This is a genomic window from Escherichia sp. KTE52, from assembly GCF_000408325.1.
GTDB classification, from domain to species: domain Bacteria; phylum Pseudomonadota; class Gammaproteobacteria; order Enterobacterales; family Enterobacteriaceae; genus Escherichia; species Escherichia marmotae.
Genome location: NZ_KE138680.1, coordinates 2,282,525 through 2,300,401, shown reverse-complemented (window position 1 = coordinate 2,300,401; position 17,877 = coordinate 2,282,525). Strand labels below are relative to the sequence as shown.

Genomic DNA, 17,877 nt, shown 5'->3' with positions numbered 1-17,877 from the left:
GGGTTGAGGAAGAATAAAGATGTTCGGAAAATTAACACTTGATGCAGTCCCGTTCCATGAACCTATCATCATGGTTACGATCGCTGGCATTATTTTGGGAGGTCTGGCGCTCGTTGGCCTGATCACTTACTTCGGTAAGTGGACCTACCTGTGGAAAGAGTGGCTGACCTCTGTCGACCATAAACGCCTTGGTATCATGTATATCATCGTAGCGATTGTGATGCTGCTGCGTGGTTTTGCAGATGCCATTATGATGCGTAGTCAACAGGCACTGGCCTCGGCTGGCGAAGCAGGCTTCCTGCCGCCACACCACTATGATCAAGTTTTCACCGCTCACGGTGTGATTATGATCTTCTTCGTGGCGATGCCTTTCGTTATCGGTCTGATGAACCTGGTGGTTCCGCTGCAAATTGGCGCGCGTGACGTTGCGTTCCCGTTCCTCAACAACTTAAGCTTCTGGTTTACCGTTGTTGGTGTGATTCTGGTTAACGTTTCTCTCGGCGTGGGCGAATTCGCGCAGACTGGCTGGCTGGCCTATCCACCGCTATCGGGAATAGAGTACAGTCCGGGAGTCGGTGTCGATTACTGGATATGGAGTCTCCAGCTATCCGGTATAGGTACGACGCTAACCGGTATTAACTTCTTCGTTACCATTCTGAAGATGCGTGCACCGGGCATGACCATGTTCAAGATGCCGGTATTTACCTGGGCATCACTGTGCGCAAACATTCTGATTATCGCCTCCTTCCCAATTCTGACGGTTACCGTCGCGTTGCTAACCCTGGATCGCTATCTGGGCACCCATTTCTTTACCAACGATATGGGTGGCAACATGATGATGTACATCAACCTGATTTGGGCATGGGGACACCCGGAAGTTTACATCCTTATCCTGCCTGTTTTCGGTGTGTTCTCCGAAATTGCAGCGACCTTCTCGCGTAAACGTCTGTTTGGTTATACCTCGCTGGTATGGGCGACTGTCTGTATTACCGTGCTGTCGTTCATCGTCTGGCTGCACCACTTCTTTACGATGGGTGCGGGCGCGAACGTAAATGCCTTCTTCGGTATCACCACGATGATTATCGCCATCCCGACCGGGGTGAAGATCTTCAACTGGCTGTTCACCATGTATCAGGGTCGCATCGTGTTCCATTCTGCGATGCTGTGGACCATCGGTTTTATCGTCACCTTCTCGGTGGGCGGTATGACTGGCGTGCTGCTGGCAGTACCGGGCGCAGACTTCGTTCTGCATAACAGCCTGTTCCTGATTGCACACTTCCATAACGTTATCATCGGCGGCGTGGTCTTCGGCTGCTTCGCAGGGATGACCTACTGGTGGCCTAAAGCGTTCGGTTTCAAACTGAACGAGACCTGGGGTAAACGCGCGTTCTGGTTCTGGATTATCGGCTTCTTCGTTGCTTTTATGCCGCTGTACGCGCTGGGCTTCATGGGCATGACCCGTCGTTTGAGCCAGCAGATTGACCCGCAGTTCCACACGATGCTGATGATTGCAGCCAGCGGTGCGGTACTGATTGCGCTGGGTATTCTCTGCCTCGTGATTCAGATGTACGTTTCTATTCGTGACCGCGACCAGAACCGTGATCTGACTGGCGACCCGTGGGGTGGCCGCACGCTGGAGTGGGCAACCTCTTCCCCGCCTCCGTTCTATAACTTTGCCGTTGTGCCGCACGTTCACGAGCGTGATGCATTCTGGGAAATGAAAGAGAAAGGCGAAGCGTACAAAAAGCCTGACCACTATGAAGAAATTCATATGCCGAAAAACAGCGGCGCCGGTATCGTCATCGCTGCTTTCTCCACCATCTTCGGTTTCGCCATGATCTGGCATATCTGGTGGCTGGCGATTGTTGGCTTCGCAGGCATGATCATCACCTGGATCGTGAAAAGCTTCGACGAGGACGTGGATTACTACGTGCCGGTGGCAGAAATCGAAAAACTGGAAAATCAGCATTTCGATGAGATTACTAAGGCAGGGCTGAAAAATGGCAACTGATACTTTGACGCACGCGACTGCCCACGCGCACGAACACGGGCACCACGATGCAGGCGGAACCAAAATCTTCGGATTTTGGATCTACCTGATGAGCGACTGCATTCTGTTTTCTATCTTGTTTGCTACCTATGCCGTTCTGGTGAACGGCACCGCAGGCGGCCCGACAGGTAAGGACATTTTCGAACTGCCGTTCGTTCTGGTTGAAACTTTCTTGCTGTTGTTCAGCTCCATCACCTACGGCATGGCGGCTATCGCCATGTACAAAAACAACAAAAGCCAGGTTATCTCCTGGCTGGCGTTGACCTGGTTGTTTGGTGCTGGATTTATCGGGATGGAACTCTATGAATTCCATCACCTGATTGTTAACGACATGGGCCCGGATCGCAGCGGCTTCCTGTCAGCGTTCTTTGCGCTAGTGGGTACGCACGGTCTGCACGTCACTTCCGGTCTTATCTGGATGGCGGTGCTGATGGTGCAAATCGCGCGTCGCGGCCTGACCAGCACTAACCGTACCCGCATCATGTGTCTGAGTCTGTTCTGGCACTTCCTCGATGTGGTGTGGATCTGTGTGTTCACTGTTGTTTATCTGATGGGGGCGATGTAATGAGTCATTCTAACGTGAGCGGCGGCGCGTCCCATGGCAGCGTAAAAACCTACATGACAGGCTTTATCCTGTCGATAATCCTGACGGTGATCCCGTTCTGGATGGTAATGACAGGAACTGCCTCCCCGGCCGTAATTCTGGGAACGATCCTGGCAATGGCAGTGGTACAGGTTCTGGTGCATCTGGTGTGCTTCCTGCACATGAATACCAAATCAGATGAAGGCTGGAACATGACGGCGTTTGTCTTCACCGTGCTAATCATCGCTATTCTGGTTGTAGGCTCCATCTGGATTATGTGGAACCTCAACTACAACATGATGATGCACTAAGAGCGGCGGTTATGATGTTTAAGCAATACCTGCAAGTAACGAAACCAGGCATCATCTTTGGCAACCTGATCTCGGTGATTGGGGGATTCCTGCTGGCCTCAAAGGGCAGCATTGATTATCCCCTGTTTATCTACACGTTGGTTGGGGTGTCACTGGTTGTGGCGTCGGGTTGTGTGTTTAACAACTACATCGACAGGGATATCGACAGAAAGATGGAAAGGACGAAGAACCGGGTGCTGGTTAAAGGCCTGATCTCTCCTGCTGTCTCGCTGGTGTACGCCACCGTGCTGGGTATTGCTGGCTTTATGCTGCTGTGGTTTGGCGCGAATCCGCTGGCCTGCTGGCTGGGGGTAATGGGCTTTGTGGTTTATGTCGGCGTTTATAGCCTGTACATGAAACGCCACTCGGTCTACGGCACGTTGATTGGTTCTCTCTCCGGCGCTGCGCCGCCGGTGATTGGCTATTGTGCAGTGACCGGTGATTTCGATAGTGGCGCAGCGATTCTGCTGGCTATCTTCAGCCTGTGGCAAATGCCTCACTCTTATGCCATCGCCATTTTCCGCTTTAAAGATTATCAGGCGGCAAACATTCCGGTACTGCCGGTAGTGAAAGGCATTTCCGTGGCGAAGAATCACATCACGCTGTACATCATCGCCTTTGCCGTTGCCACACTGATGCTCTCTCTCGGCGGTTACGCAGGGTATAAATATCTGGTGGTCGCCGCGGCAGTTAGCGTCTGGTGGTTAGGTATGGCCCTGCGCGGTTATAAAGTCGCTGATGACAGAGTCTGGGCGCGTAAACTGTTCGGCTTCTCGATCATCGCCATCACTGCTCTCTCGGTAATGATGTCCATTGATTTTATGGTGCCGGACTCACATACGCTGCTGGCGTCTGTTTGGTAAATATTATCGTCATCAAAAAACCCGCTTACTCTGGCGGGTTTTTTATTACCCCCGCTTTCAGCAGCTCCACATCCTTACCGTTAATGGTCGCCGTTGCGGCAACGATTGTGGTCCTTACAGTTGCACAAGATTTTCGCTCAAATTCCGGTCTATAAAGAATAAGGGACGAATTACTGGTAAATGAATCAAGGATGTAATCAGTAAAGTTAATATCCAGTCGGTTTAAGCCAAAAGGTGCAAAACCGACCGTTTGGATAGTTTCCTTACCAGACGGATGCTTAATTTTGTAAGTAACACGAAGATTGGCCACTTCGCCTAATTTATTGGTTTTGGCAAAGAGGCTGTCCATACAGGAAAAACTCTCATCTAAAAAATTATCCCGCATTCCAGAATGGGTAATTGTGATGGTTGGCAACGTATCATCCACCGCTTTTCTGTCAATCATGTCTTTTCGACAAGCGGCCATAAAGTCTTCCGGGCCACCATAAATGTGGACACCCTTATCAAGATATTCCTTCGCTTTATGGCAATCTGCCTCAACATACTGACCATTGGCGTACATCATGCCCAGCCAGGACCATGCTAAATTCACACCGTGTTGCGCGGCCTGATTAAATAACGCATACGCTTTGGCATAATCCACCTGCACCTGCTTACCGTCGTAGTAGATTTCCCCCAGCGCTAACTGAGCTTCTTCATCACCTTGTTTAGCGGCTAACCCGAACCATTTAATGGCTTCCTGAACATCAGGTTTGGTATCATAGCGAGGCTGATAATATTCCCAGCCTAACAGGCTCTGCGCGTCGACATCCCCCGATTCAGCCATTATATGCAGTGTACTTATAACATCGGGCGCAGGTTTACCATCGTATATGCTGTCATACAATTCATGCGCTTTCTCGCTTGCCACCACGTCTGGTGGAACTATCAGCATTAAAGAAAATAATATTCTTTTAGGCAACATAAAATATCCCTTATTTATCTTGTACCTGAATATGCTCTTCTTTTAATAAATCACGTTGTTTTCCATTCAGTATCGCTGTCGCAGATTTAACAGAATAAGTCAAATCATGAAAATCGCATAAGTTACGATTATACATTGGGATATCTATATAACTTTTTCTTATATGGCTGGAATTATTATACATATCCACACCGAGCGTATTCAAACTAAAAGGAGGGACAGAAAGAGTATATTCTTTACTCACTCCCTCACTCGCCTTTAGCTCAAGCGTCAACTGCAAATTAGTTATACCACTGATTTTATCAGCGTTAATTTCAATACTGACATCGCATAATTTAGGTTTTTCATTTGCGTTAAAGCCATAGGTCCCGTAATGTTTTAACGTGATGTAAGGTAAAATATCACCCTGTGTTTCTCGTGTTTTCTGATCTTGATTACAACGGTTTAAATATTCATCCTTACTGAATTTCATTGAATATTTCCCCGCACCTTTTTCGTAATAATCCCAGGCCTTATCACAATCAAGCGTTTCACCTAATCCGTTGTAATACATCCAACTTAACCACAATGCGGCTATTTTTGCCCCTTGCTGTTCAGCCTTGTCAAAAAGCACGCTCGCTTTAGAATAATCAACTTCGCCGGTCAACCCAGAATAGTATATATTCCCCAGGGCTACTAATGCTTTTTCGTCATTCTTATTTGCAGCTAATTCGTACCATTTTTTGGCTTCGACAGCATCAATCTTTAAACCAGCACTGCCATTTTCGTAGGCATCGCCCATGGTATACTGCGCCATCGGATAACCTTTTTCTGCCGCAGTGCGAAACCATTGCAGTGCTTTCTTTATGGTGTCTAAAGAACGTCTATCATCAGAAGGTGAAAAATCATCGAGATAAAGATTTCCGACAATATAATCCATTTCGGGGTCGCCTTCCTGCGCCCATAGAGTCGCCAGACGCAAAATTTCCGGTTTACTGAAACCAATTCGCCCCCAAAAAAGCAAATCATTCTCGGGTGCCTGACCGACATAACGACTGACAAATTCAATTAAACTCGCCCGTTTCGTTTTGTCTGTCTCGGCCCCAGATTTCAATTCATAGGCCTGATTGATTATTTTATTCATCAAATCAGGCGGAATATTAAGATCGTCAGTTTTCGACTTACTGGCATACATCTGTGCTCGTGTCACATCCAGGGTTATGCCTTTACCATATTGAAAGAAATAACGTGCATTATAACAACCGTATTCGCCCCCCTGGTTACAGGCTTTCTCATACCACTGAATCGCCTTTGGGATGTCAACAGATACTGTCACTCCGTGTTCATAAACAAATCCCAGCAGCACTAGCGCCTGCGTGTTATTGGTATCAGCTAATTTTTGCAGTTCTTTTAACACCGTCTGATCTTTATTGATAATACGTTCATACAGTTGATCAATATCATTTGAAGCATGACAAAAAGAAGCCAGAGACAAACCAAATGATAATAAAATAACTTTACCAGGCCACATACATTCCTCCTTGATATATTCAACCACCAAACATCCACCTCATGAATAAATGCGCTGCCATAACGGCCCAGGTAATAAGTAAACATTTAAGCTGAAACAGCATAACCAGTGCCTCCAACGCTTCTATTTATTGAGATAAAATAACACCATCCTTTGATAAAAAGTCACACGCCCCTCAATAAATCCGAAAATAATGTCATTAGTTGCAGGATAAAATCATTTGAGCTTTTCATTTGTTATATTTAACGCATGATGTATTAATGGCAAGAATATGAGAGAAGCTCATACCTGACGTAAAAATTACTCTCTTATGTAATATTTACTCATTAACACTCTGTTTACCTAACTTGCGCTCCGCACTACACTATGTGGGCAATTTTTTAAGAGGTGGTAATGAACGATTATAAAATGACGCCAGGTGAGCGGCGCGCGACCTGGGGTTTAGGGATCGTATTTTCATTGCGCATGCTGGGCATGTTTATGGTTCTGCCGGTTCTGACCACGTATGGTATGGCTCTGCAAGGCGCCAGCGAAGCGTTGATCGGTATTGCGATTGGCATTTACGGTCTGACCCAGGCCGTTTTTCAGATTCCGTTTGGCCTGCTTTCTGACCGCATTGGTCGCAAGCCATTAATTGTCGGCGGGTTAGCCGTATTTGTCGCCGGTAGCGTTATCGCCGCGCTCTCTGACTCCATCTGGGGAATTATTCTGGGCCGGGCGTTACAAGGTTCCGGTGCAATTGCCGCTGCCGTTATGGCGTTGCTGTCCGATCTCACCCGCGAACAAAACCGTACCAAAGCGATGGCGTTTATCGGCGTTAGCTTTGGCATTACCTTCGCCATTGCGATGGTGCTTGGCCCAATTATCACTCACAAACTTGGGCTACATGCGCTGTTCTGGATGATCGCTATTCTGGCAACGACCGGCATTGCGTTGACCATTTGGGTTGTACCCAACAGCAGCACGCATGTACTTAATCGTGAGTCCGGGATGGTGAAAGGCAGTTTCAGCAAAGTGCTGGCAGAACCGCGACTACTGAAACTCAACTTTGGCATTATGTGTCTGCACATGCTACTGATGTCGACGTTTGTCGCTCTTCCTGGGCAACTTGCTGGCGCGGGTTTTCCGGCAGCGGAACATTGGAAAGTCTATCTGGCAACGATGTTAATCGCCTTTGGCTCTGTCGTGCCTTTCATTATCTACGCTGAAGTTAAGCGTAAGATGAAGCAAGTCTTTGTCTTCTGCGTCGGGCTGATCGTGGTTGCGGAAATCGTGCTGTGGAACGCGCAAACGCAGTTCTGGCAACTGGTGGTCGGCGTGCAGCTTTTCTTTGTGGCGTTTAACCTGATGGAAGCCCTCCTGCCCTCGCTTATCAGTAAAGAGTCGCCAGCAGGTTACAAAGGTACGGCGATGGGCGTTTACTCCACCAGCCAGTTTCTTGGCGTAGCGATTGGCGGTTCGCTCGGCGGCTGGATTGACGGCATGTTTGACGGCCAGGGCGTATTTCTCGCGGGCGCAATGCTGGCAGCAGTGTGGCTGGCAGTCGCCAGTACCATGAAAGAACCGCCGTATGTCAGCAGTTTGCGCATTGAAATCCCGGCGGATATTGCCGCAAACGAGGCGTTAAAAGTGCGTTTACAGGAAACTGCAGGCGTCAAAGAAGTGTTGATTGCAGAAGAAGAACATTCAGCTTACGTGAAAATCGACAGCAAAGTGACGAATCGCTTTGAGGTTGAACAGGCAATTCGTCAGGCATAAAAACGAGGCGAAATTGTCTGATGCGCTATGCTTATCTGGCCTACAAAGTTGCAGCAATCTTTTGAATTCACAAACTTTTGTAGGCCAGAAAAGGCATTCACGCCGCAGCCGGCATGAACAAAGCGTATGTTATCGCGATTAATCGCGGAAATTTTTGAACTGGAATGGCTGGCCGAGATCGCCACCACGCACCATCGCCATCACTGCCTGCAAATCGTCACGAGATTTACCCGTTACGCGGATCTCATCACCCTGAATTTGCGCCTGCACTTTCAGTTTGCTGTCTTTGATCATCTTGACGATTTTCTTCTGGGTCGCGCTCTCAATGCCCTGCTTCAGTTTCGCTTCCACAAACCAGGTTTTACCGCTATGAACGATATTTTCCGGTACATCAAGCGAGCTGCCTTCAATGCCGCGTTTCAGCAATTTGGCACGCAGAATGTCCAGCAACTGATTGACCTGGAAATCGGACTCGCTCAACACTTTAATGGTTTTGCTGGCATCGTTCAGCTCAAACGACGCTTCAACGTTACGGAAGTCAAAACGAGACTCTACTTCGCGACTCGCGTTATCGACCGCGTTACGCGCTTCCTGAAGATCAACTTCAGAGACAATATCGAAAGATGGCATCTTTTTCTCTCCCTTCATTTTTGATGCGAAGCATAATACCTGCAAAGTTAAATAACAGACAGTCCTGCGCCAGGACGCATCCCTTAATTGTGCATGGTCACAACACCATGCACAATTAAGGGATAGCCTTATTGAACACCCGGTGTGGTTGCGGGTGAGGAGGAACAATGAAAATTACCGTATTGGGATGCGGTGCCTTAGGGCAATTATGGCTTACAGCACTTTGCAAACAGGGCCACGAAGTTCAGGGCTGGCTGCGGGTGCCACAACCGTACTGTAGCGTGAATCTGGTTGAAACAGACGGTTCGATATTTAACGAATCTCTGACCGCCAATGATCCAGATTTTCTGGCCACCAGCGATCTGTTACTGGTGACGTTGAAAGCCTGGCAGGTGTCTGATGCCGTCAAAAGTCTGGCATCAACACTACCTGTAACCACGCCAATTTTGCTGATCCACAACGGCATGGGCACCATTGAAGAGTTACAGAACATTGAGCAACCTTTACTGATGGGCACGACCACCCATGCAGCGCGCCGCGACGGCAACGTCATCATTCACGTGGCAAGCGGTATTACTCATATAGGCCCGGCGCGTCAACAGGATGGTGATTACAGCTATCTGGCAGATATTTTGCAAACCGTTTTACCTGACGTCGCCTGGCATAACAATATTCGCGCCGAGCTGTGGCGAAAACTGGCGGTTAACTGTGTGATTAATCCGCTGACTGCCATCTGGAATTGCCCGAATGGCGAATTACGTCATCATCCGCAAGAAATTATGCAGATATGCGAAGAAGTTGCGGCGGTGATTGAACGCGAAGGGCATCATACTTCTGCGGAAGATCTGCGTGATTATGTGATGCAGGTGATTGATGCTACGGCAGAAAACATCTCGTCAATGCTGCAGGATATTCGCGCGTTGCGCCATACAGAAATCGACTATATCAACGGTTTTCTGCTACGTCGTGCCCGCGCGCATGGGATTGCTGTACCGGAAAACACCCGCCTGTTTGAAATGGTAAAAAGAAAGGAGAGTGAATATGAGCGCATCGGCACTGGTTTGCCTCGCCCCTGGTAGTGAAGAGACTGAAGCGGTCACCACTATCGACCTGTTGGTTCGCGGTGGCATTAATGTCACTACTGCCAGCGTCGCCAGCGATGGCAACCTGGCAATTACCTGCTCGCGCGGCGTGAAGCTGCTGGCGGATGCGCCGCTGGTCGAAGTGGCCGATGGCGAATATGACGTGATTGTACTGCCTGGTGGGATCAAAGGTGCAGAGTGTTTTCGTGACAGCACCCTACTGGTCGAAACGGTTAAACAGTTCCACCGTTCCGGGCGTATCGTTGCGGCGATTTGTGCTGTGCCAGCCACGGTGTTGGTGCCGCACGACATCTTCCCGATTGGCAATATGACCGGCTTCCCGACGCTGAAAGATAAAATTCCCGCAGAACAATGGCAAGACAAGCGCGTCGTCTGGGACGCACGCGTAAAATTGCTGACCAGCCAGGGGCCAGGCACGGCTATTGATTTTGGTCTGAAAATTATCGACCTGCTGGTTGGGCGCGAGAAAGCCCATGAAGTCGCATCACAACTGGTGATGGCGGCAGGGATTTATAATTATTACGAGTAATGTCGATGCGGTAAGCGTCGCATCTGGCCAGATGCGACGTAAATACCAATAATTACGGGCGATACACTTTCACATTCTTAAAGCCCTGCTCGCGCAGATAGAGCGCCTGCAAGCGGCTCATCACCCCGCGCTCACACCACAACAGCCAGGTTTTGCTCTGGTCGAGATCGCCAAATTTAGTGCTCAATTTGTAGAACGGCAGGGAAACTACATCGATCCCTTCGACTTTCAGCGGTTTATCTTCCTGTTCATCGATAGAGCGAATATCGAGGATCACGTCATTCGGGCCGAAGCCATTGACGGTTTCCACTTCCACCACTTCCTGCTCGGTCTGCTGGGCGATTTCGCGAATATCAACGTTATTCGCTTCCTCAACCACTTTGTCGAGAATGCTGAAGTCGAACTTCTCTTCTTCCGCTTCAATCTTCGACTTAACCGCTTTCACCGTCGGGCTTTTGGAGATCACGCCGCAATATTCCGGCATCGTGCGGGCAAAGTCTTCAGTGCCAATCTGACGAGCAAGGTTAATGATGTGCTCTTTGTCGTAAGAGATCAGCGGACGCAGGATTAGCGTGTCAGAAACGTTATCAATCAGACGCAGGTTGGTCAGCGTCTGACTGGACACCTGGCCCAACGCCTCGCCGGTCACCAGCGCCTGTACGCCGTAACGCTCAGCCACTTTAGATGCGGCACGCACCATCATACGTTTGAGAATGACGCCCATCTGACCGTCGTCGATTTTCTCAAGAATTTCACCGACTACCGGTTCGAAGTTAATGGCGACAAAACGCACGCGGTGAGAGCTGCCAAAGCGATTCCACAGATAATGTGCCACCTGACGAACACCAATTTCGTGTGCCGCGCCGCCGAGGTTAAAGAAGCAGTAATGCACACGGCAACCGCGGCGCATCAGCATATAACTGGAAACGCCAGAGTCGAAACCACCAGAGATCAGCGACAGCACATCTTCCTGGGTGCCTATCGGGAAACCACCAATACCTTCGTAGCGGCCTTTGATCAGCAGCAGACGATCGTCTTCCACTTCCAGATGGACAGTCACATCCGGGTTAGTCAGCTTCACGCGAGCGGATTCAATATGTTGATTCAAGCCACCGCCGACGTAACGTTCCACATCAATCGAGCTAAAATCGTGCTTACCGCGACGCTTCACGCGTACACAGAAGGTCTTACCTTCCAGTTGGTCACGGTACTGAACCAACGCTTTCTCGAAAATATCGTGCATGTCGGTAAACGGCACGTCTTCGACTTCGAGAATATGGTGGATACCCGGAATGCGGGTCAAAGCGTCGCGAATTGCCAGACGCTGGTTTTCATCTTTCGCGCGAACTTCGATGTTATCCCAGTGACGGACAACTGCGAGCGTTTCATCATAGTGCTTTAAAACGTTACGAATATTCCCGGTAAGGATTTTTATAAAGCGCAAGCGCACAGATTGGCTCTTGATGGTGATTTCCGGGAACAATTTAATGATAAACTTCATGGCGGCAATGGTTCTTTGGCAAGTCTTAAGCGACTTGTTTGGGGAAAAATACAGCAGCCCACACCTGCGGCTGCATCCAGGCGCGGAAGTATACCACTAACATCGCTTTGCTGCGCATATCACCTTACCATTGCGCGTTATTTGCTATTTGCCCTGAGTCCGTTACCATGACGGGGCGTAAAATATTGAGAGTCAGACATTCATTATGCCGAAGAAAAATGAGGCGCCCGCCAGCTTTGAAAAGGCGCTAAGCGAGCTGGAACAGATTGTGACCCGTCTGGAAAGTGGCGACCTGCCGCTGGAAGAGGCACTGAATGAGTTCGAACGTGGCGTGCAGCTTGCACGTCAGGGGCAGGCCAAATTACAACAAGCCGAACAGCGCGTACAGATCCTGCTGTCTGACAACGAAGACGCCTCTCCAACACCTTTTACACCGGACAATGAGTAATGGACTTTCCGCAGCAACTCGAAGCCTGCGTTAAGCAGGCCAACCAGGCGCTGAGCCGTTTTATCGCCCCACTGCCCTTTCAGAACACTCCCGTGGTAGAAACCATGCAGTATGGCGCATTATTAGGTGGTAAGCGCCTGCGACCTTTCCTGGTTTATGCTACTGGTCAAATGCTCGGCGTAAGTCTGAATACTTTGGACGCACCAGCAGCAGCCGTAGAGTGTATCCACGCTTACTCATTAATTCATGATGATCTACCGGCAATGGATGATGACGATTTACGTCGTGGTTTACCCACCTGTCATGTGAAGTTTGGCGAAGCGAACGCCATCCTCGCCGGGGATGCTTTACAAACGTTAGCATTCTCGATTTTAAGCGATGCGGATATGCCAGAAGTTTCAGACCGTGACAGAATCGCGATGATTTCAGAACTGGCAAATGCCAGCGGTATTGCCGGAATGTGTGGCGGCCAGGCGTTAGATTTAGACGCGGAAGGCAAACACGTACCTCTGGACGCACTTGAACGTATTCATCGTCATAAAACAGGTGCGTTAATTCGTGCCGCCGTTCGTCTTGGTGCGTTAAGCGCCGGAGATAAAGGACGTCATGCCCTGCCAATACTCGACAAGTATGCAGAGAGCATCGGTCTTGCCTTCCAGGTTCAGGATGACATCCTGGATGTGGTGGGAGATACTGCAACGTTGGGTAAACGTCAGGGTGCCGACCAGCAGCTTGGCAAAAGTACTTACCCTGCACTTCTGGGACTTGAGCAAGCCCGGAAGAAAGCCAGAGATCTTATCGACGATGCTCGCCAGTCGCTGAAACAACTGGCTGAACAGTCGCTCGATACCTCGGCACTGGAAGCGCTAGCGGACTACATTATCCAGCGTAATAAATAAACAATAAGTATTAATAGGCCTCTGATGAGTTTTGATATTGCCAAATACCCGACCCTGGCACTGGTCGACTCCACCCAGGAGTTGCGACTGCTACCAAAAGAGAGTTTACCGAAACTCTGCGACGAACTGCGCCGTTATTTACTCGACAGCGTGAGCCGTTCCAGCGGACACTTCGCCTCTGGGCTGGGCACGGTCGAACTGACCGTGGCGCTGCACTATGTCTATAACACTCCATTTGACCAGTTAATCTGGGATGTGGGGCATCAGGCTTATCCGCATAAAATTTTAACCGGACGCCGCGACAAAATCGGTACTATCCGCCAGAAAGGCGGCCTACACCCGTTCCCGTGGCGCGGCGAAAGCGAATATGACGTGTTAAGCGTCGGGCATTCATCAACCTCCATCAGTGCCGGAATCGGTATTGCGGTGGCTGCCGAGAAAGAAGGTAAGGATCGCCGCACCGTCTGCGTAATTGGCGACGGCGCGATTACCGCAGGCATGGCGTTTGAAGCGATGAACCATGCGGGCGATATTCGTCCTGATATGCTGGTGATCCTCAACGACAACGAAATGTCGATTTCCGAAAATGTCGGCGCGCTCAACAACCATCTGGCACAGCTACTTTCCGGTAAGCTTTACTCATCACTGCGCGAAGGCGGTAAAAAAGTCTTCTCTGGCGTGCCGCCAATTAAAGAACTGCTCAAACGCACTGAAGAACATATTAAAGGCATGGTAGTGCCTGGCACGCTGTTTGAAGAGCTGGGCTTTAACTACATCGGCCCGGTTGACGGTCACGACGTGCTGGGGCTTATCACCACGCTAAAAAATATGCGCGACCTGAAAGGCCCGCAGTTCCTGCATATCATGACCAAAAAAGGTCGTGGTTATGAACCAGCAGAAAAAGACCCAATCACTTTCCACGCCGTGCCTAAATTTGACCCGTCCAGCGGTTGCCTGCCCAAAAGCAGCGGCGGTCTGCCGAGCTATTCAAAAATCTTTGGCGACTGGTTGTGCGAAACGGCAGCGAAAGACAACAAGCTGATGGCGATTACGCCGGCGATGCGTGAAGGTTCCGGCATGGTCGAATTTTCACGGAAATTCCCGGATCGCTACTTTGACGTGGCAATCGCTGAGCAACACGCGGTGACTTTTGCCGCTGGTCTGGCGATTGGCGGGTACAAACCGATCGTGGCTATTTACTCCACCTTCCTGCAACGCGCCTACGATCAGGTGCTGCATGACGTCGCAATTCAAAAGCTACCGGTTCTGTTCGCCATCGACCGCGCGGGCATTGTTGGTGCTGATGGTCAAACCCACCAGGGGGCTTTTGATCTCTCCTTCCTGCGCTGCATCCCGGAAATGGTCATTATGACCCCAAGCGATGAAAACGAATGTCGCCAAATGCTTTACACCGGTTACCACTACAACGATGGCCCGTCAGCGGTGCGTTACCCGCGCGGCAATGCCGTTGGCGTGGAACTGACGCCGCTGGAAAAACTGCCGATTGGTAAAGGTATCGTGAAGCGTCGCGGTGAAAAACTGGCGATCCTCAACTTTGGTACTTTGATGCAGGAAGCGGTGAAAGTCGCTGAATCGCTAAATGCTACGCTGGTCGATATGCGTTTTGTGAAGCCGCTTGATGAAGCGTTAATTCTGGAAATGGCCGCCAGCCATGAGGCGCTGGTCACCGTTGAAGAGAACGCCATTATGGGCGGCGCAGGCAGCGGCGTGAACGAAGTATTGATGGCACATCGTAAACCGGTGCCAGTGCTGAATATTGGCCTACCGGACTTCTTTATTCCACAAGGAACGCAGGAAGAAATGCGCGCCGAGCTCGGCCTCGATGCCGCCGGAATGGAAGCCAAAATCAAAGCCTGGCTGGCATAATCCCTACTCCACTCCTGCTATGCTTAAAAGATTGTTCATAGACTCTAAATAATTCGAGTTGCAGGAAGGCGACAAACGAGTGAAGCCCCAGGAGCTTACATAAGTAAGTGACTGGGGTGAACGACAAATCCGCATGGAGCGGATTTGAACGCTGTTTGCAGCGGCCCTGTTAAGGGTGAGGCCATGGATGGGCCGAATAACTTGCAGCCGCAGCACATGCAACTTGAAGTATGACGAGTATAACGGGAGTGGCAGCATGCAATACAACCTCTTAGGGAAAACCGACCTTCGCGTTTCCCGACTTTGCCTTGGCTGTATGACCTTTGGCGAGCCAGATCGCGGTAATCACGCATGGACGCTGCCGGAAGAAAGCAGTCGCCCAATAATCAAACGCGCCCTTGAGGGCGGCATTAACTTTTTTGATACCGCGAATAGCTATTCCGATGGCAGCAGCGAAGAGATCGTCGGTCGCGCATTGCGGGATTTCGCCCGTCGCGATGACGTGGTCGTCGCGACAAAAGTTTTCCATCGTGTCGGTGACTTACCAGAAGGATTATCCCGCACGCAAATTTTGCGCTCTATTGACGACAGCCTGCGTCGTCTCGGCATGGATTATGTCGATATCCTGCAAATTCATCGCTGGGATTACAACACGCCGATTGAAGAGACGCTTGAAGCCCTGAACGACGTCGTAAAAGCCGGAAAAGCGCGTTATATCGGCGCGTCATCAATGTACGCCTCCCAGTTTGCTCAGGCGTTGGAACTGCAAAAACAGCACGGCTGGGCGCAGTTTGTCAGTATGCAGGATCACTATAATCTGATTTATCGTGAAGAAGAGCGCGAGATGCTGCCGCTGTGTTATCAGGAAGGCGTGGCGGTTATTCCGTGGAGCCCGCTGGCACGGGGCCGTCTGACGCGTCCGTGGGGTGAAACCACTGCACGACTGGTTTCTGACGAAGTGGGAAAAAATCTCTATAAAGAAAGCGATGAGAATGACGCGCAAATAGCTGCCCGTTTAGCCGGTGTAAGTGAAGAACTGGGCGTTACGCGGGCACAAGTCGCACTGGCATGGCTATTGAGCAAACCCGGCATTGCCGCACCGATTATCGGAACTTCGCGGGAAGAACAGCTAGATGAGTTACTGAATGCGGTGGATATCACGTTGAAGCCGGAACAAATTGCCGAGCTGGAAACGCCATATAAACCGCATCCGATAGTGGGATTTAAATAGGTATGCAGGTCTGATAAGACGCGGCAAGCGTCATATCAGACATCGCGCACAACCGCCGGATGCAGCGTGAACGCCTTACCCGGCCTGCTACAGAATACCCATCGGCCAGTGATGGCCGATAAAATAGAGTATTCCAGCGGAAATCACTCCGGCGACAATATCGTCGATCATGATCCCCATGCCACCATGCACATTGCGATCAAACCAGCGGATCGGCCACGGTTTCCACATATCCAGAATCCGGAAAATGACAAACCCGGCAGCGACCCACTGCCAGTCATTGGTCGGCAGCGCCATCAGGGTGATCCACATGCCGATAAACTCATCCCAGACGATACTGCCGTGATCGTGCACACCCATATCTTTCGCCGTCTGATGGCAAAGATAGACGCCGATGCAGATCCCCAGCATTACCACCAGTGAGTAGAGTTGCCAGGGCAAAAAAGTCATCAGATACCAGAAGGGGATCGCCGCCAGCGAGCCCATCGTACCTGGAACAATCGGGCTTAACCCACTCCCAAACCCTGTAGCCAACAAGTGCCACGGGTTACTCATCTTCAGGCGACTTTTCGCGACATCTTTATGGCGTGGCAAAATGGTCATATCCTTTCCAGTCAACCGTGACAGGTTCGCCGTCACGCACAAAACAAAGCCCTTCGATATCGGCGGTCATTTGCCCGATACAAGTAAACGGTACGCCCAGGTGCCCCAGAGCAACATCCAGCGCGCCACGGTTAAGCTCCGGCACAGTAAAGCACAACTCATAATCTTCGCCACCAGAGAGCGCCCAACGCAGCGCCTGTTCCGGTTCAACATGACGTGAAAGTGCGTCAGAGAATGGCAACAATGTCAGATCAATTCGTGCGCCGCAGTCGCTGGCTTTCACGATATGCCCGAGATCGGAGATCAGACCGTCAGAGAGATCGATGGCTGAACTCGCCAGATCGCGCAGTGCCTGCCCCTGTAAAATACGCGGCGATGGGCGGAGATGACGTTTTATTAAATACTCCGCATCTTTAGCATCTGCAACCTGCAAACGGTTTTGCAAAATCGCCAGCCCGGCGGCGCTATCGCCCGGCGTACCGGTCACATAGATCCAGTCACCCGGTTTCGCACCTGAGCGCGTTAAAGCTCGTCCCATCGGGACAAAGCCGTGGATACCCAACGTCATTGATAGCGGTCCACGCGTGGTATCGCCGCCAATGAGCTGCATATCGTAATAATTGAGGAGCTCGAAAAGACTGTCGCTGAAGGATTCAAGCCACGCTTCGTCCACGTTCGGTAAAGTCAATGCCAGCGTCAGCCAGGCTGGATCGGCACCCATAGCCGCCAGATCGCTTAAGTTTACCGCCAGTGCTTTATACGCCAGATCAGCAGGATCGATGTCAGGGAGGAAATGGTTACCCGCCACCAGCGTATCAGTGCTGATTGCCAGGGTCTGTTTCTCGGGGATATTGAGAAGTGCACAATCGTCACCGATGCCAAGTTCGACATCAAGACGAGAGCTTCTTACTCGGTCAAAATAACGGGCAATCAGGGAGAACTCGCCACATGCCATACGTTACGCCTCA

Annotated in this window: 17 protein-coding genes; 11 read left to right on the top strand and 6 right to left on the bottom strand. The window is 50.4% G+C overall.

The annotated features are described in order from the left end of the window. Window positions 1-19: 19 nt before the first annotated feature. The 4 genes from cyoB to cyoE are packed head-to-tail and all read left to right on the top strand — an operon-like array spanning window position 20 to window position 3,846. Window positions 20-2,011, top strand: a complete 1,992-nt coding sequence (gene cyoB / locus A1SC_RS01125; RefSeq protein ID WP_000467192.1) for a cytochrome o ubiquinol oxidase subunit I — start codon at window positions 20-22, stop codon at window positions 2,009-2,011. Next, the gene (locus A1SC_RS01130) at window positions 2,001-2,615 is read left to right on the top strand and encodes a cytochrome o ubiquinol oxidase subunit III (protein ID WP_000179822.1); all 615 of its coding nucleotides are present in this window, start codon (window positions 2,001-2,003) and stop codon (window positions 2,613-2,615) included. Before cyoB ends, A1SC_RS01130 begins: the two co-directional genes overlap by 11 nt. Further along, window positions 2,615-2,944, top strand: a complete 330-nt coding sequence (locus A1SC_RS01135; protein ID WP_000019804.1) for a cytochrome o ubiquinol oxidase subunit IV — start codon at window positions 2,615-2,617, stop codon at window positions 2,942-2,944. The genes A1SC_RS01130 and A1SC_RS01135 overlap by 1 nt, the downstream gene beginning before the upstream one ends. An 11-nt stretch (window positions 2,945-2,955) precedes the next feature. Then, entirely contained in the window at window positions 2,956-3,846 is an 891-nt protein-coding gene (gene cyoE, locus A1SC_RS01140; protein ID WP_016262997.1) for a heme o synthase, read from the top strand. 25 nt (window positions 3,847-3,871) lie between these two features. Here the strand turns inward: cyoE and A1SC_RS01145 are convergent, their stop codons facing one another. Together A1SC_RS01145 and A1SC_RS01150 are read right to left on the bottom strand one after the other, a co-directional pair. Further along, complete coding sequence (locus tag A1SC_RS01145) at window positions 3,872-4,810, bottom strand: tetratricopeptide repeat protein (RefSeq protein WP_016262996.1); 939 nt, start codon at window positions 4,808-4,810, stop codon at window positions 3,872-3,874. 10 nt (window positions 4,811-4,820) lie between these two features. Next, on the bottom strand, window positions 4,821-6,320 hold the full coding sequence (locus tag A1SC_RS01150) for a tetratricopeptide repeat protein (protein ID WP_016262995.1): 1,500 nt from the start codon (window positions 6,318-6,320) through the stop codon (window positions 4,821-4,823). A 393-nt stretch (window positions 6,321-6,713) separates the two neighbouring features. Here A1SC_RS01150 and A1SC_RS01155 point away from each other — a divergent pair, with 393 nt between their 5' ends. Then, window positions 6,714-8,078: an MFS transporter gene (locus A1SC_RS01155; protein ID WP_001000941.1), complete on the top strand. Its 1,365-nt coding sequence runs from the start codon at window positions 6,714-6,716 to the stop codon at window positions 8,076-8,078. Window positions 8,079-8,216: 138 nt separating this feature from the next. On the opposite strand, the gene yajQ is transcribed toward A1SC_RS01155, so the two are convergent. After that, window positions 8,217-8,708, bottom strand: a complete 492-nt coding sequence (yajQ, locus tag A1SC_RS01160) for a nucleotide binding protein YajQ (protein ID WP_001138904.1) — start codon at window positions 8,706-8,708, stop codon at window positions 8,217-8,219. 167 nt (window positions 8,709-8,875) lie between these two features. On the opposite strand from yajQ, the gene panE reads away from it, so the two are divergent. Together panE and yajL are read left to right on the top strand one after the other, a co-directional pair. Further along, window positions 8,876-9,787, top strand: a complete 912-nt coding sequence (gene panE / locus A1SC_RS01165; protein ID WP_000705856.1) for a 2-dehydropantoate 2-reductase — start codon at window positions 8,876-8,878, stop codon at window positions 9,785-9,787. Further along, the gene (yajL, locus tag A1SC_RS01170; protein ID WP_001276331.1) at window positions 9,750-10,340 is read left to right on the top strand and encodes a protein deglycase YajL; all 591 of its coding nucleotides are present in this window, start codon (window positions 9,750-9,752) and stop codon (window positions 10,338-10,340) included. Before panE ends, yajL begins: the two co-directional genes overlap by 38 nt. Window positions 10,341-10,392: 52 nt before the next feature. On the opposite strand, the gene thiI is transcribed toward yajL, so the two are convergent. Further along, on the bottom strand, window positions 10,393-11,841 hold the full coding sequence (gene thiI / locus A1SC_RS01175) for a tRNA uracil 4-sulfurtransferase ThiI (protein WP_000668664.1): 1,449 nt from the start codon (window positions 11,839-11,841) through the stop codon (window positions 10,393-10,395). A 205-nt stretch (window positions 11,842-12,046) separates the two neighbouring features. On the opposite strand from thiI, the gene xseB reads away from it, so the two are divergent. The 4 genes from xseB to yajO all read left to right on the top strand — a co-directional run bounded on the left by xseB (window position 12,047) and on the right by yajO (window position 16,306). Further along, window positions 12,047-12,289 carry an exodeoxyribonuclease VII small subunit gene (gene xseB / locus A1SC_RS01180; RefSeq protein WP_001124936.1) on the top strand — a complete coding sequence of 81 codons (243 nt, stop codon included), beginning with the start codon at window positions 12,047-12,049 and terminating at the stop codon, window positions 12,287-12,289. Further along, window positions 12,289-13,188: a (2E,6E)-farnesyl diphosphate synthase gene (gene ispA, locus A1SC_RS01185; protein ID WP_000347244.1), complete on the top strand. Its 900-nt coding sequence runs from the start codon at window positions 12,289-12,291 to the stop codon at window positions 13,186-13,188. Before xseB ends, ispA begins: the two co-directional genes overlap by 1 nt. Before the next feature lie 24 nt (window positions 13,189-13,212). After that, complete coding sequence (gene dxs, locus A1SC_RS01190; RefSeq protein ID WP_000006775.1) at window positions 13,213-15,075, top strand: 1-deoxy-D-xylulose-5-phosphate synthase; 1,863 nt, start codon at window positions 13,213-13,215, stop codon at window positions 15,073-15,075. A gap of 256 nt (window positions 15,076-15,331) precedes the next feature. Then, window positions 15,332-16,306: a 1-deoxyxylulose-5-phosphate synthase YajO gene (gene yajO, locus A1SC_RS01195; protein WP_001199769.1), complete on the top strand. Its 975-nt coding sequence runs from the start codon at window positions 15,332-15,334 to the stop codon at window positions 16,304-16,306. A gap of 87 nt (window positions 16,307-16,393) precedes the next feature. Here yajO and pgpA read toward each other — a convergent pair whose 3' ends face one another. Both pgpA and thiL read right to left on the bottom strand, forming a co-directional pair. Beyond that, window positions 16,394-16,909, bottom strand: a complete 516-nt coding sequence (gene pgpA, locus A1SC_RS01200) for a phosphatidylglycerophosphatase A (protein WP_001515886.1) — start codon at window positions 16,907-16,909, stop codon at window positions 16,394-16,396. Continuing rightward, a complete protein-coding gene (gene thiL, locus A1SC_RS01205) occupies window positions 16,887-17,864 on the bottom strand; it encodes a thiamine-phosphate kinase (protein WP_001515885.1) in 978 nt (325 codons plus the stop codon). The genes pgpA and thiL overlap by 23 nt, the downstream gene beginning before the upstream one ends. Between the last annotated feature and the right edge of the window lie 13 nt (window positions 17,865-17,877).

Bases quoted from the DNA above. Each gene is read 5' to 3' on its own strand.
- cyoB (WP_000467192.1), top strand. From the start codon at position 20: ATGTTCGGAAAATTAACACTTGATGCAGTCCCGTTCCATGAACCTATC.
- A1SC_RS01130 (WP_000179822.1), top strand. From the start codon at position 2,001: ATGGCAACTGATACTTTGACGCACGCGACTGCCCACGCGCACGAACAC.
- A1SC_RS01135 (WP_000019804.1), top strand. From the start codon at position 2,615: ATGAGTCATTCTAACGTGAGCGGCGGCGCGTCCCATGGCAGCGTAAAA.
- cyoE (WP_016262997.1), top strand. From the start codon at position 2,956: ATGATGTTTAAGCAATACCTGCAAGTAACGAAACCAGGCATCATCTTT.
- A1SC_RS01145 (WP_016262996.1), bottom strand. From the start codon at position 4,810: ATGTTGCCTAAAAGAATATTATTTTCTTTAATGCTGATAGTTCCACCA.
- A1SC_RS01150 (WP_016262995.1), bottom strand. From the start codon at position 6,320: ATGTGGCCTGGTAAAGTTATTTTATTATCATTTGGTTTGTCTCTGGCT.
- A1SC_RS01155 (WP_001000941.1), top strand. From the start codon at position 6,714: ATGAACGATTATAAAATGACGCCAGGTGAGCGGCGCGCGACCTGGGGT.
- yajQ (WP_001138904.1), bottom strand. From the start codon at position 8,708: ATGCCATCTTTCGATATTGTCTCTGAAGTTGATCTTCAGGAAGCGCGT.
- panE (WP_000705856.1), top strand. From the start codon at position 8,876: ATGAAAATTACCGTATTGGGATGCGGTGCCTTAGGGCAATTATGGCTT.
- yajL (WP_001276331.1), top strand. From the start codon at position 9,750: ATGAGCGCATCGGCACTGGTTTGCCTCGCCCCTGGTAGTGAAGAGACT.
- thiI (WP_000668664.1), bottom strand. From the start codon at position 11,841: ATGAAGTTTATCATTAAATTGTTCCCGGAAATCACCATCAAGAGCCAA.
- xseB (WP_001124936.1), top strand. From the start codon at position 12,047: ATGCCGAAGAAAAATGAGGCGCCCGCCAGCTTTGAAAAGGCGCTAAGC.
- ispA (WP_000347244.1), top strand. From the start codon at position 12,289: ATGGACTTTCCGCAGCAACTCGAAGCCTGCGTTAAGCAGGCCAACCAG.
- dxs (WP_000006775.1), top strand. From the start codon at position 13,213: ATGAGTTTTGATATTGCCAAATACCCGACCCTGGCACTGGTCGACTCC.
- yajO (WP_001199769.1), top strand. From the start codon at position 15,332: ATGCAATACAACCTCTTAGGGAAAACCGACCTTCGCGTTTCCCGACTT.
- pgpA (WP_001515886.1), bottom strand. From the start codon at position 16,909: ATGACCATTTTGCCACGCCATAAAGATGTCGCGAAAAGTCGCCTGAAG.
- thiL (WP_001515885.1), bottom strand. From the start codon at position 17,864: ATGGCATGTGGCGAGTTCTCCCTGATTGCCCGTTATTTTGACCGAGTA.